General features: G+C 60.0%; 12 protein-coding genes. 5 read left to right on the forward strand and 7 right to left on the reverse strand.

Going from position 1 to position 15,415, the window contains the following annotated elements; translation table 11 throughout:
* Positions 1 to 59 precede the first annotated feature (59 nt).
* Positions 60 to 2,099: a DNA helicase RecQ gene (recQ, locus tag AC2FH8_RS16510; RefSeq protein WP_496690272.1), complete on the forward strand. Its 2,040-nt coding sequence runs from the start codon at positions 60 to 62 to the stop codon at positions 2,097 to 2,099.
* Between the two features lie 33 nt (positions 2,100 to 2,132).
* Complete coding sequence (gene yaaA / locus AC2FH8_RS16515; protein ID WP_496690273.1) at positions 2,133 to 2,924, forward strand: peroxide stress protein YaaA; 792 nt, start codon at positions 2,133 to 2,135, stop codon at positions 2,922 to 2,924.
* On the opposite strand, the gene AC2FH8_RS16520 is transcribed toward yaaA, so the two are convergent.
* The 6 genes from AC2FH8_RS16520 to AC2FH8_RS16545 form a co-directional block, all read right to left on the reverse strand.
* Positions 2,894 to 3,355 (reverse strand): VOC family protein, encoded by a 462-nt coding sequence (locus AC2FH8_RS16520; protein WP_496690274.1) that lies wholly within the window; start codon positions 3,353 to 3,355, stop codon positions 2,894 to 2,896. The genes yaaA and AC2FH8_RS16520 overlap by 31 nt on opposite strands.
* Positions 3,356 to 3,373: 18 nt before the next feature.
* Positions 3,374 to 5,581 carry a response regulator gene (locus tag AC2FH8_RS16525; protein WP_496690275.1) on the reverse strand — a complete coding sequence of 736 codons (2,208 nt, stop codon included), beginning with the start codon at positions 5,579 to 5,581 and terminating at the stop codon, positions 3,374 to 3,376.
* A 313-nt stretch (positions 5,582 to 5,894) separates the two neighbouring features.
* The gene (locus AC2FH8_RS16530; protein WP_496690276.1) at positions 5,895 to 7,937 is read right to left on the reverse strand and encodes a hypothetical protein; all 2,043 of its coding nucleotides are present in this window, start codon (positions 7,935 to 7,937) and stop codon (positions 5,895 to 5,897) included.
* Complete coding sequence (locus AC2FH8_RS16535) at positions 7,934 to 10,696, reverse strand: DUF4159 domain-containing protein (protein ID WP_496690302.1); 2,763 nt, start codon at positions 10,694 to 10,696, stop codon at positions 7,934 to 7,936. Before AC2FH8_RS16535 ends, AC2FH8_RS16530 begins: the two co-directional genes overlap by 4 nt.
* Entirely contained in the window at positions 10,693 to 11,568 is an 876-nt protein-coding gene (locus AC2FH8_RS16540) for a DUF58 domain-containing protein (protein WP_496690277.1), read from the reverse strand. The genes AC2FH8_RS16535 and AC2FH8_RS16540 overlap by 4 nt, the downstream gene beginning before the upstream one ends.
* Positions 11,565 to 12,572, reverse strand: a complete 1,008-nt coding sequence (locus tag AC2FH8_RS16545; RefSeq protein ID WP_271951824.1) for an AAA family ATPase — start codon at positions 12,570 to 12,572, stop codon at positions 11,565 to 11,567. Before AC2FH8_RS16545 ends, AC2FH8_RS16540 begins: the two co-directional genes overlap by 4 nt.
* Positions 12,573 to 12,636: 64 nt before the next feature.
* Between AC2FH8_RS16545 and AC2FH8_RS16550 the strand changes: the two genes are divergently transcribed.
* Positions 12,637 to 13,212, forward strand: a complete 576-nt coding sequence (locus tag AC2FH8_RS16550) for a DUF1285 domain-containing protein (protein WP_496690278.1) — start codon at positions 12,637 to 12,639, stop codon at positions 13,210 to 13,212.
* Here AC2FH8_RS16550 and AC2FH8_RS16555 read toward each other — a convergent pair.
* Positions 13,195 to 14,139: a DMT family transporter gene (locus AC2FH8_RS16555; protein ID WP_496690279.1), complete on the reverse strand. Its 945-nt coding sequence runs from the start codon at positions 14,137 to 14,139 to the stop codon at positions 13,195 to 13,197. The two genes, AC2FH8_RS16550 and AC2FH8_RS16555, sit on opposite strands and share 18 nt — an antisense overlap.
* 178 nt (positions 14,140 to 14,317) lie before the next feature.
* On the opposite strand from AC2FH8_RS16555, the gene AC2FH8_RS16560 reads away from it, so the two are divergent.
* Both AC2FH8_RS16560 and AC2FH8_RS16565 read left to right on the forward strand, forming a co-directional pair.
* The gene (locus AC2FH8_RS16560) at positions 14,318 to 15,073 is read left to right on the forward strand and encodes a hydroxypyruvate isomerase family protein (protein WP_496690280.1); all 756 of its coding nucleotides are present in this window, start codon (positions 14,318 to 14,320) and stop codon (positions 15,071 to 15,073) included.
* A gap of 71 nt (positions 15,074 to 15,144) precedes the next feature.
* Positions 15,145 to 15,375, forward strand: a complete 231-nt coding sequence (locus AC2FH8_RS16565) for a DUF2798 domain-containing protein (RefSeq protein WP_142638700.1) — start codon at positions 15,145 to 15,147, stop codon at positions 15,373 to 15,375.
* The last annotated feature ends 40 nt before the right edge of the window (positions 15,376 to 15,415 follow it).

Here is a 15,415-nt window from a genome sequence, read left to right on the forward strand (position 1 = left end):
TTAGTATGTGATTGTCCTGTCTTAAGAGCAGATAACCTTAAAACAGGGCACCCCCGCACATGTTTGACGCCGCGCCTTTGCTGCGAGATGTCTTTGGATTCGACGACTTCCGCCCCGGTCAGGAAGAGATCGTCGATGCCGTGACCGCAGGCGAAAACGTGCTGGCCATCATGCCGACGGGCGGTGGTAAATCCCTGTGTTTCCAACTGCCTGCGCTGATGCGTGATGGGGTCACAGTGGTGATCTCTCCGCTGATTGCCCTGATGCGCGATCAGGTGCGCGGCTTGCAGGAAGCAGGCGTCGAGGCCGGCGCGCTGACCTCCGGCAATACCCCCGAAGAAACCGATGCCGTGTGGGAGGCGTTGGAGGCCGGACGGCTCAAGCTGCTGTACATGGCTCCCGAACGTCTGGCCGCCGGATCGGCGCTGGGCATGTTGCGGCGGATCAATGTCAGCCTGATTGCGGTGGACGAGGCTCATTGCGTCAGTCAATGGGGCCATGATTTCCGCCCCGACTACCTTCGGATCGGAGAGCTGCGACGTGCGCTGGATGTGCCTTTGGCCGCTTTCACCGCCACAGCAGATGCGGAAACGCAGGACGAGATTGTCGAAAAGCTGTTTGACGGTACGGCCCCGCGCAAATTTCTGCGCGGGTTCGACCGGCCCAACATCCACCTGGCCTTTGCCGCCAAGGATGGGCCCCGCAAACAGGTCCTGGATTTTGCCGCCGCGCGCAAAACCCAATCCGGCATTGTCTATTGCGGCACCCGTAACAAGACCGAGGTTCTGGCACAGGCCCTGCGTGCCGAAGGCCACACCGCCTGTCACTATCACGGCGGCATGGATCCCGAGGATCGCCGCATCGTCGAGACCCGCTTTGCGCGCGAGGATGGTCTGATCGTGGTGGCCACGGTTGCCTTTGGCATGGGCATAGACAAGCCCGATATCCGCTGGGTCGCCCATGCGGACCTGCCCAAATCCATCGAAGCTTATTATCAGGAAATCGGCCGCGCCGGGCGTGATGGCGCCCCGGCAGAAACCCTGACCCTGTTTGGGGCAGATGACATTCGCCTGCGCCGGTCACAGATAGACGAGGGGCTTGCCCCCTCTGACCGGCGGATGGCCGATCACGCACGGTTGAACGCCCTGCTTGGCTTGGCCGAGGCGCTGGCCTGCCGCCGTCAGACTTTGCTGGGTTATTTCAGTGAACAGACCGAACCCTGTGGCAAATGCGATCTGTGTGACAGCCCGCCGGAAGTGTTCGATGGCACCACCCCGGTTCGTATGGCCCTGTCAGCGATCCTGCGCACCGAGGAATGGTTCGGCGCAGGCCATCTGATCGACATCCTGCTGGGCAACGAGACCGACAAGATCCGCGCCCGCCGCCATGATGCGCTGTCCACCTACGGTATCGGCAAGGACTGGTCGCGGCCCCAGTGGCAAGCGATTTTCCGGCAGATGATGGGCCATGATCTGGTCCGTCCTGATCCCGACCGCCACGGTGCGCTGCGCATGACTGAGGCCGCCAAGCCGATCCTGAAAGGCGAGGCGCAGATCAACCTGCGTAAGGACACGATCCGCAAAGCAACCCGTCGGCCTGCGGTCAAAGAGATGGTATCCGAAGAAGACGCACCGCTGCTGAGCGCACTCAAGGCGAAACGCCGTGCGCTGGCCGAATCCGCGCGGGTCCCGGCCTATGTTATTTTTCCCGATCGCACGCTGATCGAAATGGCGGAAACCCGCCCTGCAACGCTGGATGATATGGCCCGGATCAGCGGGATCGGTGCTAAAAAGTTGGAACGATACGGGGCCACGTTTCTGGAGGTTCTGACCGGCGCGGTCGAAGAACTGCACCCGGCCCGCCGCAAACTGGCCGGGCGCGATCAGGGTGAGATTTACGACCGCCTGCTCGAAGTTCAGTCGCAACTGTCGCGCGGCCCTGATGGAATCGACAAGCCGCTGACCTGTACCGCCTCGCAACTGGCAAAGGTGGCGCAGTTGCGATCAGACGACCCGCGCGCCATCGAACAGGTTCTGGGTGACCGCCGTCACGAAAGGTTTGGAGCCGCCTTTCTGGACGTGCTGCGTATGGCAATCTAGATACCCACCAACAGGCAAGAAACGAGGGCGACTATGCTGGTAGTGATTTCCCCGGCCAAACGGCTGGATTGGGCAGAACGGAATGTTGAGGTCACGCAACCCGACTTTCAGGATGACGCGATCCGCCTGTCGAAAACCGCCCGCAATCTGACGCTGGGCGACCTGAAAAAGCTGATGGATCTGAGCGATGATCTGGCCCGCCTGAACCGCGACCGTTATCGCGCCTTTTCGGACGCCCCCGATGCTGTGGCGACACGCCCGGCCGCACTGGCCTTTGCCGGAGACACCTATCAGGGGCTCGAAGCGACTTCGCTGGATGTGGAAGAGATGGCCTGGGCCCAGGATCACCTGCGCATCCTGTCCGGACTGTATGGCATATTGCGTCCGCTGGACGCCATTCAGCCCTATCGGCTTGAGATGGGCAGTAGGCTGAAGACCCGGCGCGGCAAGAACCTGTACGATTATTGGCGCGACCAACTAAGCAAGGCGCTGAACGCTCAGGCAGCCGGGACCGGTAGCGATGTGCTGTTGAATTGCGCCAGTCAGGAATATTTCGGTGCAGTAGACCCCAAAGCGCTGAAATTACGGGTCATCACGCCGGTCTTCATGGAAGACAAGGGCGGCACACCAAAGATCGTCAGCTTCTTTGCCAAAAAGGCACGCGGGGCGATGGCACGCTATGTCATTCAACACCGTCTGTCCGATCCCGCCAGCCTGACAGAGTTCGACTCGGGCGGCTATGAATACCGCCCCGACCTGTCAGAGAACGACAAGCCGGTCTTTATCCGGCCCTATCAGGCCTCAGCCAGCATCGACGGGTCGTAAGAGACCAGTTCAACTGTGTTGCCTTCCGGGTCTTCGGTGAAAATTCCGCGCCAACCAACCCATCCGAACTGCTCGACGCGATAGGGTTGGCCGATCTTGTCATACCAACTCGTGACCGCCGGCTGCTCGTCGAAGGGCAGCGACAATGCGATATGATGCAGCGACGATCCCGCTCCTGTTACGGGACCCTCTGCACCGGCCCGATGTTGCCCCGATCGTGGCGCGGTGCTGTGGTGAAACAGGGCCAGAACTTGCGTATGGCCGCTAAACCCCTCGGCTATCCGGAAGAAGGTTATAGCGCTGTCATGGTCACCGCTCAGACGCTGCAGGCCGATCACCTGTTCATAGAATTGCACCATAGCGGCCATATCTGCGCAGCGAATGGCAATCTCGCCCAGCGCGCGGGGGTGAAATCCACGGTCATCAATCATGTCGGCAGCCTAGATCGCTCAGGTTTCGTCATCAAGAACCGGTTGCGTTCCGTCTGGCCGATGGTCAAGGATCATCTGGTGGATTTTCTGTTTTTGCAGCGGTTTGGTCAGGTAGTAGTCCAATCCAGCCGATAAAATACCCTGGTCATCTCCGCTCATTGCATGTGCGGTCAGGGCAACGATCGGGACGTGCTGATTGGTTTCAACCTCGCGGCGGCGGATTTCACCTGTGGCCTGTTTACCGTCCATTCCGGGCATCGAGATATCCATGAATATCAAATCCGGGTCGAATTCCAGATGGGCGGCGACCGCCTCAAGCCCGTTGCCCGCAAAGCGAAGATCAATGTTCAGATCCTTGACCATCTTGCGCAGGATCAGCTGGTTGGTCTTGTTGTCCTCAGCAGCCAGAACCCGCATGAGCCTTTGATCCCCGGCAATCGGTCTGACCTGCGCAACCGTTGGGTTTTGCGTGTCGGAACCATTCGATATCGAATCCGCTGATCGTCCCAGAGCGGTCAGACGTGCATATAATTCTGAACGAGGGATCGGCTTTTGCAACACTCCGTCAATAAGCTCGCAGGCCGGATGAGCATGAATCACGCCGGGATTGGCCGACATGACCACGACAGAGGTATCCGTCCACCCCCGACCCTTTATCGTGGCCGCCAAATCCAGCCCATCCATGTCCGGCAGATCGTGATCGCACAGCACCAGATCTACCGTGTCATCAAGCGTAGCCAGCGCCTCGGTTCCGGTGGTACATTCGGTAACCTTGGCACCCAGGCGACCAAGTTGCTTTGACAGGATCGCTCGATTGACAGCCAGATCTTCAACCACGACCACATGGCGCAGACATCCTTCCAGATTCGGGGGGGCAGGTTGCGGACCTTCGACCGTCGGCAGCGTTATCCGAAATCCAAAACAGGACCCCTGGCCCGGCTCGCTTTCGACCCAGATGGCACCGTCCATCAATTTGATCAGTCGTTTGGTGATGGCCAGACCCAACCCGGTCCCTTCAAACTGTCGGTTTTGTTCATCCTCGACCTGATTGAATTCACCAAAGATATGCGCCGCTTTATCCTCGGCAATACCGATACCGGTATCTTCTATGGCAACATGAATATCACAGGCCTGGGCCTCCGCGCGGGGGACCCCCGTGACGCGGATCAAGACATGCCCTTCCGCGGTGAACTTGACCGCGTTGCCAACCAGATTGGTCAAGACCTGACGTACCCGGCCCGGATCGCCCACGAACAGAGTTGGCAAAAACAGGTCATAGTCGACTAAAAGGCTTAAGCCCTTGTCACGAACACTGGGCTGCAGCAGCATCGCCACCTCAAGGATACAGCGTTCGAAATCGAACTGTTCGGGGTGCAGGACCAGCTTATCCGCCTCAATCTTCGAGTAATCCAGAACATCGTTGATGATCACCAGCAAGGCTTCACCGGAATTGCGGATCGTGTTGAGATAGAGCCGTTGTTCTTCATCCAGCGCGGTTTCGGTCATCAACTCGGTCATGCCAACAATACCGTTCATGGGCGTGCGGATTTCATGGCTCATATTGGCCAGGAATGCAGATTTCGCGCGGTTTGCGGCCTCGGCCCGTTCGCGCGCAGCGGTCAGTTCGGCCTGATGCCGGACCGAGGCGGTTATATCAAGCGCAAGGCTGACCACATCGCCACCGCCACCGCGTTGATCAATCAGCTTGATATAGAGCCCGTTCCACAGCTTGACGATTTCTGACGGCGGGTTGGACAACTTCCAACGGGCCAGCATCCTGGCGCGCCAATCATCCTGCGCCTCGTCCACGGTATCAATCAGACCCTCCTGCGTGAGGGTTTCCAGAATTCTGCCATAGCTGATGCCGGGCGCTACTTCATCCAGCCCCTCAAACAGGCTGAAATATGAGGCATTTGCCCCGATCAACCGGCTCTCTTCGTCGAAGAATGCAAACCCGTCTGGGAAGGTCTGGATCGAATGCCATAGCCGCCGTTCGGCCACTTCGATCTTGGCATTGGCCAATGTCAGGTCCGATTTAACTTTTTCATTTTCATCGCGCACCGTCTCAACCTCGGCCCGCGTTTCACCAATGCGTTTAGTCAGAGCCATCGCGTGCAGGCCCAATTTCCGGTTGGCCGCTGATAGCTCGGCTTGTTTCATCTCAAGCAGACGTTCAGCGGCAAGCCGTGCGCGTCTTTCCTGTGCCAGTTTGGTTGCAAGACTCATCAAAGGTGATCCCGGTACAATCTGCCCACAGCATCCCAACAGAGCGTGAAAAAGTGTTTAAGTCGTTGCCTGTTGCAACAGACCAAATGCAGGCTCAGAGGCCGTAAACGCCCAAAACTGCCTGCCTCGCCGGTACCTGCCTTTTCCTACTCAACGCAAAATCTGCGGTATCTGAATGCGCTACAGGCGCTCAGATCAAAGAAATTGTGTGGGATTACACGACAAACCTGACGCAGCAAAGCCGGTTCAAACGGTGCTTTACCAAGACTGATGCTGGTGGTTGGGGCCACAATCAGCGTTGTGGTCGAATGACCTAACGTCGACCTTCACGCAGCCAACCCGCCAGAAGGAAACCGCCGGCCAGCAAAAGCACCAGCCAGGGCGGTAGAACACCAGCCTGTGTTACAGAGCTGGTCTGGTAGGCATCGCGCGGGGTCAGCCCGATCCAACCGCGCCCCGATGCTGGCCGCCCAGCGCGGACATTTCGGATCGAAGGCAAACCGTCCTCGACCCGGATCACACCGCCGCGCAATTCGGCCAGAACCGGCTCAAGGATCTGATCAGTAGCAATCGTGCGCTCAAATTCTTTGGGGGCCGCAGGGCCCAACCCAATTACCGCCGAATGTTCACCCTCTTGCAGCCGATAGAGGCCAATCTCGGGGCCGAAGATCTGAGCTTCGAACCGCCCCGGAGAAACTTCGTTCAGCGTCACCTCAAGTGTCTCGCCATTGGGCTGCGTGATGGTAACTGTTCCGACGTCATCCCCCAGGGTTTGACGGATGACGCGCATGATTTGACCATTTGCTTCGGCCCACAGAGCCTCTTCCTCAAGCTCGGGTTCTTTCATCATCCAATGTGCCAATCGCCGCAGCAGTTCAAGCTGCGGACCACCGCCGTCGAAGCCACGGCTCCAGAGCCAGGCGTGGTCAGAGGCCAGCATTGCCACGCGCCCCTCTCCGACCCGGTCTAGCACCAGCAGCGGCCGGTCATCGACGCCGGTCATCAGCGTTTCACCTGATCGGAACAGGACATCAACCTGGCGCAACCATGCTCCCCAATGCTCGGAATCGCCCAGATCCGTCGTCACCGGGTGCCGGTGCCCCATATCTGTAACTGTGGGGACAAAGCGTTCTTCGATGACCCGCGCGGTGGGTTGGGCCGGAAGAATCGGCGCCAGCGGCGAGCGGAAGATACTGTCGGCACTGGCAAAATCAGGGCCAGCCGCAATCAGAACCGCACCACCATCATTGATGTAATTGGTGACATTCTCCAGATAGACCGCAGGCAGAATACCGCGCCGCTTATAGCGATCAAAGATGATCAGATCGAAATCGTTGATCTTTTCCAGAAACAGTTCTCGAGTCGGAAAAGCGATCAAAGACAACTCGTCCACAGGCACACCATCCTGCTTTTCAGGCGGTCGCAGGATCGTGAAATGCACCAGATCGACCGAGCTGTCGGATTTCAGAAGGTTCCGCCAGGTCCGTCCACCGGGATGCGGTTCACCCGAAACCAGCAGCACCCGCAGACGGTCGCGCACACCATTCATCTGAATCAGTGCGGTGTTGTTGCGGTCGGTCAACTCTCCTTCGACGCCTGGTACGGTAAACTGGATGACATTCCGCCCGCCATGGGACAGCTTGACCGGTAGCTCGACATCGACACCGATTGGAATGGTGAAATGCTCTGGCGCATTGCCATCAACCGAAATTTCCAAAGGCGCATTCGCAGCCGCAACAGGAACTGCGCCGCTATCCTCAACCCGCAACGTCAGCGTGACCGGTTCTCCGATAATGGCAAAAGCCGGTGCATTGCGGACGATCAGACGGCGGTCCCAGTCGCTGGCCCGCCCAGTCTGCAACAAGTGCATCGGTGCAGGCAGGTCAGGGGCCTGATCAACGTCATGCACGATCCCATCCGAAACCACGAGGATCCCCGCAATGCGCGCACGGGGTTCCTCGGCCAGGACTTTGTTCAGCGCAGCCATGACCTGTGTGCCCTCATCCCCATCGCTGTCAGCCACCCGGATCCGGCGCAGCTCGGTATTGTCGCGCGTGTCGATCTCGGCCGCCAGTTCGGCAGCGGCCTGTGCTGTCTGTTCCGGGCGATCGGACAGGGTCTGGCTGGCGCTTTCATCCTCGATCATCACCACGATGTCGGTCAGCGGAGTGCGATCTTCGACCTGATAAACAGGCCCCGCCATGGCCGCGATCACGACCAGGGCGGCCAACCCGCGCAAGGCCCAGCCAGACAGGCCCCGCCACAGGGCTAGAACAACGCCTGATATGGCAATCGCGGCAACGACCATCAGAACGGGCCACGGAATCAGAGGGTCAAATATAACGGTTCCGGTCATTGTCCCAACCTGTCCAGCAGCGCAGGCACATGGACCTGATCCGATTTGTAATTCCCGGTCAGCACATGCATCACCAGATTGACGCCAAACCGATTGGCCAATTCCCGCTGCCGCTCACCGGCATATCCGCGCCCGACCGGCAACAGGGCCTGCCCGTTTCGGTCGACGGCCCAGGCTCCGGCCCAGTCATTCCCGCCGATCACTACCGGGGTCACATTGTCGTTTAGGTTGCGGAACGGCATGCCGTCGATTTGTTCCGCATCCGGCGGGGCGGCTTCGACCCAAATCTCGGTACCGGCATATCGGCCCGGGAAATCCTGCAGCAAATAGAAGGCCCGCGTCAGAACATGGTCATCCGGAACAGGCTCTAACGAAGGGATATTCAGCGGGGCGGCCAGTTGTTGCAGCTTGCGGCCATTGGGGCTGGCTGCACCGAAACGCGCCACATCCGCGTCGCGCGTGTCGAACAGGATCATGCCGCCCGAGCGGAGATAGGCATTCAGCTTGGCATAGGCTTCGTCCGAGGGTTGCGGCTGTTCTGGCGTGATCGGCCAGTACAGCAGCGGGAAAAACGCCAGCTCGTCCCGTTCCAGATCAACGCCGATGGGCTCTGCCGGTTCGACCGAAGTGCGGAAGAACAAAGTTTGCGCCAAGCCACGCATCCCGGCGCCCGCGATATCGTCAACCTCCGCGTTTCCGGTCATGACATGAGCCAGTACCAGCTCTTGCGTTGCCATCAGGGCAAAATCGGTTTCCTCGGGCGTCTGAGCCTGAAGGTCAGGTGCAATCAGCAACGCACCCAGCGCCATCGCCGCGGCCCGGGCCAGCCCAAGTCGCCCCGACAACAGAAGTGACGCAATGACGTCCACTGTCAGCAAGATCAGCGCGAGGCTAAGCAAAATGCCCCCGACCGGCGTTTCGGCGCTGATTTCCTGCCCTTTGATCGGCACATCAGATGGCCAGATGGCTGGCGTCAGCACCGTATCCGCATCCAGTACATTCAGCGCCAGTTTTTGCTTGCCGCTTTCATACAGGCCCGGCCGCAGGTCCGGCCCGATTGCGCCCGAGGCCAGATCAACCCCATCGACACCGGCCAGGTTATCCGCATCCGACAAACCTCCGAACCCATCCATGACCTGCAGCGGTTCCCAGGTCGTGCCCTGTAGTTGCGATTCTTCCCGGGATTTCGCAGCCGAGGCAACGGCGAGCCGGTCCAGCATCTCGACAAACAGGCCCGACAGAGGAAGGCTCGACCATTCGGCATCAGCGGTGACATGGAACAGCACCACCTGCCCCAACCCCAACGCCTTGCGCGTGACCAGAGGTGTGCCATCCGAGAGCGATGCAATCACCCGATCGGCCAAATTAGGGTCTGGTTGCGCCATGACCTGCGTGGTCACCGAAACATCCGGTGGCACGCGCAGCCCGTAGAAGGGTGAGGTTTCGGGGAACGGGGCCAGACCTTTGGCCTCACCCCAGCTCATCGCGCCGCCGACCGAACGGCCACCGCTGCGCAGGCGCACCGGCAGCAAGGTATCCTCGACATCCCGCCCCAGATCGCTAGCGGCCATGCGCGGCCCGGCAAAGCGCAACAGCAGCCCGCCCTGTTCGACCCATTCGGTCACCGCCAGTTGTTCCGCTTCGGCCAATTTCGCCACATCCGCCAGAACAATCACATCCGGATTGGCGGGCAACACATCCATCAACCCGCCCTCGACAAAATCCGCGGTCGGGACCAAAACCTGCGTCAGATAATGTAGCGGCGACAACAGCTCTAACCCTTCACGGTTCAAACTGCCCGCAAGCAGGGCCACCTCACGCCTGCGCAGGCTGTCATCGGTCAGCGTTACGGCACCCGCCGACCGCTGGCCCTGAATCTCGAACCGGGTGATTCTGGCCCGTAGTTCCGAGGGCAGCGCCAGCTCCACCTGAGCAAGCGTTTCACCTTCAGCAAAGACGACATTGGCGGATTGCAGAACCCGCATTGCGCCCGCCGGATCGCGCCCCTGTGCCAAAATGGTCAGGATGTTTTCCGGACCAGCAGTGGCGCGTTGGGTCGTCAGTTGAATGACACCATCCTGATAGGCGGCGGGCAGAATCGCATAAACAGGCGAGCCTGACTGGTACACGGTCACTTCCCCGCGCGATTGCAACGCAGCCAGAACCGTTTCCCGACCCGCAAATCCCAGACCGTCGCTGAACCAATATGTATCAAAACCACCATCAAGCTGATCCAGCACATCGAGCACCTGATCCATCTGCAGCTGAGTTGGTTGCCAGGGCATCGGAGTCACCCCCGGAAGCCGACCCCGCCACGCTTCGGCGGCCTGAAAGACTGGGGCTTCTGGCTCCGTCAAGTTGAGCAAGGCCACCGTGCGTCCGGCGCGTCCGGCCTCGGTCAGCTGCGTATCAAGCTGGTCCTGAAGCGATGGCCAGCCGCTTGCACCTGCCCAGCTGGCATCCAGCACCAACAACAGCGGCCCCGAACCCACCTGATCCCGCGAGGGATTCAAAACCGGCCCGGCCAGACCGATAATGATCGCCGCCGCCGCCAGCATTCGCAACAGCAGCAGCCACCATGGTGTCCGATCCGAAACACTCTCGTCGTCCTTCAGCCCCAGCAGCAGCGTTACGGCCGGAAACATTCGCCGGATCGGCGCAGGCGGCACAGCGCGCAGGACCAGCCACAGGATGGGCAGGGTCAACAATCCCAGCAACACCCAGGGCGCGGTAAAGCCTATCCCAGCCAAAACCGTCATACTCTGCCCCCGTCCAAAGCGCGATACAGCCATAACAGAGCCGCCTGTGCGCTGTCGCCAGTGTGGTGCAGCCCCAGTTGCCATCCCGTCACCCGACACAAGCGCATCAAGGCATCCTTTCGTTCGGCAAGGCGCGCAAAATATCGGTCACGAAGATCAGAAGCCTTTAGCGTTTCATGCCGGGCCGAGCCGCCCACACTTTCGAAAATGGTGCGTCCACGATAGGGGAAATTCTCTTCACCGGGATCCAGCACCTGCAGGACCACCCCGCGCACGCCACGATCCGCAGCTTTGGACAGGGCCAGTTCAACCTCTTCCATCGGGCCAAGAAAATCAGAGATGAACACCGCCCGCGCATGAGGGATCATGGCGCGGTGTTCGGGTGGCGCATAGTCGGCTTGATCATCCTCGGACCAGGCCTGCGCAAGCCGGATGATCTGGGCATTGCCGCGCCGGGGCGGCAGGGTTGTGCCCGTCAGGCCCACACGCTCACCACCACGCGCCAGCAAGATCGAAGTTGCCAGCCCCAGCAAACGCGCGCGATCCGCCTTGGTGGGCAGCGAAGCGTCCGAGGCAAAGCGCATCGACGCGCCCTGATCCACCCACAGCATCACCGATTGGGCAATCTGCCATTCGCGTTCGCGCACAAATTGTTGATCGCCACGGGCCGAGCGGCGGTGGTCAATCATCCGGCGGCTGTCGCCAACCTGTGCCGGGCGGTATTGCCAGAAATCATCGCCCATCCCGGATCGGCGACGCCCATGGTCACCCAGCAGGACGGTTCCGGCCAGGTGTTCCGCCCGCGCCAACAGGGGCGGCAACCGAGATGCCTCGGCCTCGGATCTTTCACGAAGGGTCAGCCCGGCATTCACGCCGCAGCCTCGGTTCGGATCAACCCAAGTGCAGTCGAGTCAATCAGATCGGCCAGACTGTCACCGCGCGCCCGTGCCGCAAAGTTCAGCGCCATACGATGGCTGAGGACCGGGCGGGCCATCTCAAGAACATCTTCGGCGTTGGGGGCCAGTCGCCCCTGCAACATGGCGTTGGCACGCACCGTCATCATCAACGCCTGCGCCGCGCGGGGGCCAGGGCCCCAGGCCACGGTTTCGGCCACACGATCGGACACGCCTGCTTCGCCGGGGCGGAATGCGCGGACCAGATCCAGAATCAGTTCGACCACAGACTCGCCAACCGGCATCCGGCGCAACAGAAGTTGCGCCGCCAGCAATTCCTCTTTGGTGAAAATCTGATGGGCGTCGTCTTCTTCGACACCGGTCGTGGCCAGAAGGATATCCCGCTCGGTCTGACGATCCGGGTATTCTACGTCAATCTGCACCAAAAAGCGGTCCAACTGCGCCTCGGGCAGCGGATAGGTGCCTTCTTGTTCAATCGGGTTTTGCGTGGCCAGCACGTGAAACGGCTCATCCAGCGCACGATCCTCGCCCGCGACGGTGACGGTGCGTTCCTGCATCGCTTGCAGCAAGGCCGACTGTGTGCGCGGGCTGGCGCGGTTGATCTCATCCGCCATCAGCAATTCGCAGAAGATCGGTCCGGGAATGAACCGGAAGTGGCGACTGCCATCCTCGGCCGTATCCAGAACCTCGGATCCCAGAATATCAGCCGGCATCAGATCCGGCGTGAACTGGATACGGTTGCCATGCAGGCCCATTACGGTCGACAAAGTCTCAACCAGCCGGGTCTTGCCCAGCCCTGGCAATCCGATCAGCAATGCGTGCCCGCCGCATAACAGCGCGGCCAGCGTCAGGTCCACGACCCGCTCTTGCCCGATAAAGCGTCGGGTGATCGAGGCCTTGGCCTCTTGCAGTTTGGTTTCCAGCGCTTCGATCTCGGATACGAGGTCGGCAGGTTCGCTCATGACTTTCCCTTCCGTGGACGAGTATGGTTGAAGTGTATCGCGCGAAAAGGAAATGGCAAAAGTAATGAGCGGACAAATCCCTGTGACACCTTCTCCTGATGGCATTGCGGCATCAGTCAAAGCCGCGAAAACACGGGATTTACCCCCTGTTCACCTGTGGAATCCCCCGTTTTGTGGCGATCTGGACATCAGGATCGCAAAAGATGGTTCTTGGAGTTATTTAGGCTCGCCCATCAACAGGTTCGAGCTTGTGAAGCTTTTTTCCTCAATTCTTAAGAAAGAAGAAGGCAAATATTACCTGGTGACCCCGGTCGAAAAGGTGGGAATCACGGTTGAGGATGTCCCGTTCGTCGCTGTCGACATTGATGCCACAGGCTCAGGCGCGGCGCAGATTTTGACTTTCAGCACCCATGTGGGTGACACGGCCAAGGCCGGACCGGATCACCCGATCCGTGTTGAGTTTGATCCGAAGACCCAGGAACCCTCGCCCTATATCCTGATCCGCGCAAATCTAGAGGCGCGCATTGACCGCAAAAGCTTTTACCGGCTGGTCGAGATCGGCACCGACCATGAAGACTGGTTCGGGGTATGGTCAGGCGGTCAGTTCTTTCCGCTGATCCGCTCAGCCGATCTGGGCTGAGCGCGGCCTGCGATCCTGCGCCAGAACAACGGCGACCGCCACGATGCCCGCGCCCAGCGCGCGGGTTGAATTCCACTCATCCCCCAGCACAATCATGATCAGCATCACGTAAAATGGCGCGATGTTCATATGGAACGAGGCCAGCGCCACGCCCAGCTTTCCAACCGAAGCAACGAACAGGATCTGGCTCAGCCCCAGCGAAATCAGCGCGTAAATCCCCAGCATCCCGATCTGCTGCACGTCGATGGCAACCTCAGGCATCACCTCCATGCCCAGCAACCCAGCGGCAAAGCACAAGATCACGGCCATGGCAAAGCCCCCGATCAACGTGATCGTCGCGCGCCCGGTCTGGCTGAGTTCGGGGAAATCGCGCGCTGTGGTCATGCTGCCCCAGCTGAAAAAGACGACCGACACGACCGCGCATAAGGCCCCAAGGCCCAGCTGCGCCGGGGCGACGGCGCTAGTGGCGATCAGCCCGCCGATAATTGAAACCAGAACGCCCAGGCCAAAATTCCAGCTCAGCCGACGTGTGCCCGCCTTAAGCTCCAGCAGGGTTGCGATTAGTGGCGCGCAAGAGGCGATGATGACGACGGTTACCGGATCGGTCAGCTTTTGCGCCAGGATCAGCAGGAACATCGGGCAGCCAAAGCCAAACGCCCCGACGATCATGGCCCATCCCCATCTGGCCCTTAGAATACGACTGGGACCGTCCAGCATCAGCCAGATCGGCAGCAGCACCAGAACCGCCAGACCCAGACGTGCCGCCAGCAAGCCCACTGGCGACCAGCTTTGCAACAAGACCTCCGCCGCCGGAAAGCCTGCGGCCCATGCAAGCATCGAGGCAACCGCCAACCCGTTGCCAGACAACGCGGAGTTGCGGTCGGCAGACATAGAAATAGCGGTCCCGCGCACGGGGTCAGGGCTCATTGCCATGGGTCATACCTCTGGTCAAAGCGGCGCCAGAAATGATTCGCCGCATTGTCCCGAACGTCACTGAATTAAACCGGGTGATCTGGCCGATTTTCGACAATCTGTCGTTTTCAGTCCCTTTCGCTGAAATCTCCCGACCGATATGGTCCGGCGAACAGACACGCAAAGGCCATCCATGCCCAAATTCGCTGCAAATATCTCACTGCTCTTTGCCGAATTGCCCTATCTCGACCGGTTTCAGGCCGCCGCGCAGGCCGGGTTCAAAGCGGTTGAGATTCTGTTTCCCTATGATCTGGCCGCCAAGGAAACCCGCCGCGCCCTGTTGGCCAATGGGCTCGAGTTGGTGCTGATCAACGCCCCACCGCCCAACTATACCGGTGGCACCCCCGGATATGCCGCCATTCCCGGCGGTGAGGCGCGGTTTCAGTCCGACATCCGCCGCGTCCTGCGCTATGCCGGGGTGTTACGGCCCGAGAAAATCCACATCATGTCGGGATATTCCACGGGCGCGGATGCGATGGATTGCTTTGTTCAAAACCTGCAATGGGCAGCAGACCACGCTCCCCAACAGCCGTTCACGATCGAACCGCTCAACCCGGTGTCACAGCCTGAATATTTCCTGAACTCTTACGATCTGGCCGCCGAGGTTTTGGATAGCGTGAACCGGCCCAATGTCGGCCTGCAATATGACAGCTTCCACGCCCAGATGATCCATGGCAACGGGCTGCAAGTCTGGAAGGATTACCAAGACCGCATCGTACACGCCCAGATCGGAGCGGCCCCGGATCGCGCAGAGCCCGGTCGAGGTGAGATGAATTTTGCCGAGTTGTTCCGAGCGATTGATGACAGCGGCTACACCGGCTGGGTCAGTGCCGAATATCAGCCCTCGATCCAACGTACCGCCGAGACGCTCGGCTGGATGCACCTTTGATTGTCCGCTCGCACTGGTATTACCCGGAAAAATGGCGCAGATCATTGCCACCTCACACCAAGGATGTCCGGATGATCCCTGCCCGCTATGCCCGCGCCCTGTTCAGCCTGATCATGTCAGGCATGATGTCCTGCATCGTCACCGGTATCGCCACGGCCAAGGCCGTCGGCTTCGGTCCCGCGACGCTGGGCGACTGGATGGGCTCATGGGTTTTCTCCTGGCCCATCGCGTTCACAGTTATCCTACTGCTGGGCCCCAGCGTGCAACGGATGGTCAACCGCATGGTCAGACCACAGGGCTGACCCGCCGCGAAGAGGGCCCGCAGGGCTTGATGAACGGCGG

It is taken from the genome of Ruegeria sp. CDSC025 (genome assembly GCF_059610805.1).

Excerpts from the sequence above, each read along its gene's own strand:
- recQ (WP_496690272.1), top strand. The coding sequence starts at position 60 with ATGTTTGACGCCGCGCCTTTGCTGCGAGATGTCTTTGGATTCGACGAC.
- AC2FH8_RS16525 (WP_496690275.1), bottom strand. The coding sequence starts at position 5,581 with ATGAGTCTTGCAACCAAACTGGCACAGGAAAGACGCGCACGGCTTGCC.
- AC2FH8_RS16550 (WP_496690278.1), top strand. The coding sequence starts at position 12,637 with ATGAGCGGACAAATCCCTGTGACACCTTCTCCTGATGGCATTGCGGCA.
- AC2FH8_RS16535 (WP_496690302.1), bottom strand. The coding sequence starts at position 10,696 with ATGACGGTTTTGGCTGGGATAGGCTTTACCGCGCCCTGGGTGTTGCTG.
- AC2FH8_RS16555 (WP_496690279.1), bottom strand. The coding sequence starts at position 14,139 with ATGAGCCCTGACCCCGTGCGCGGGACCGCTATTTCTATGTCTGCCGAC.
- AC2FH8_RS16565 (WP_142638700.1), top strand. The coding sequence starts at position 15,145 with ATGATCCCTGCCCGCTATGCCCGCGCCCTGTTCAGCCTGATCATGTCA.
- yaaA (WP_496690273.1), top strand. The coding sequence starts at position 2,133 with ATGCTGGTAGTGATTTCCCCGGCCAAACGGCTGGATTGGGCAGAACGG.
- AC2FH8_RS16545 (WP_271951824.1), bottom strand. The coding sequence starts at position 12,572 with ATGAGCGAACCTGCCGACCTCGTATCCGAGATCGAAGCGCTGGAAACC.
- AC2FH8_RS16560 (WP_496690280.1), top strand. The coding sequence starts at position 14,318 with ATGCCCAAATTCGCTGCAAATATCTCACTGCTCTTTGCCGAATTGCCC.
- AC2FH8_RS16530 (WP_496690276.1), bottom strand. The coding sequence starts at position 7,937 with ATGACCGGAACCGTTATATTTGACCCTCTGATTCCGTGGCCCGTTCTG.
- AC2FH8_RS16520 (WP_496690274.1), bottom strand. The coding sequence starts at position 3,355 with ATGATTGATGACCGTGGATTTCACCCCCGCGCGCTGGGCGAGATTGCC.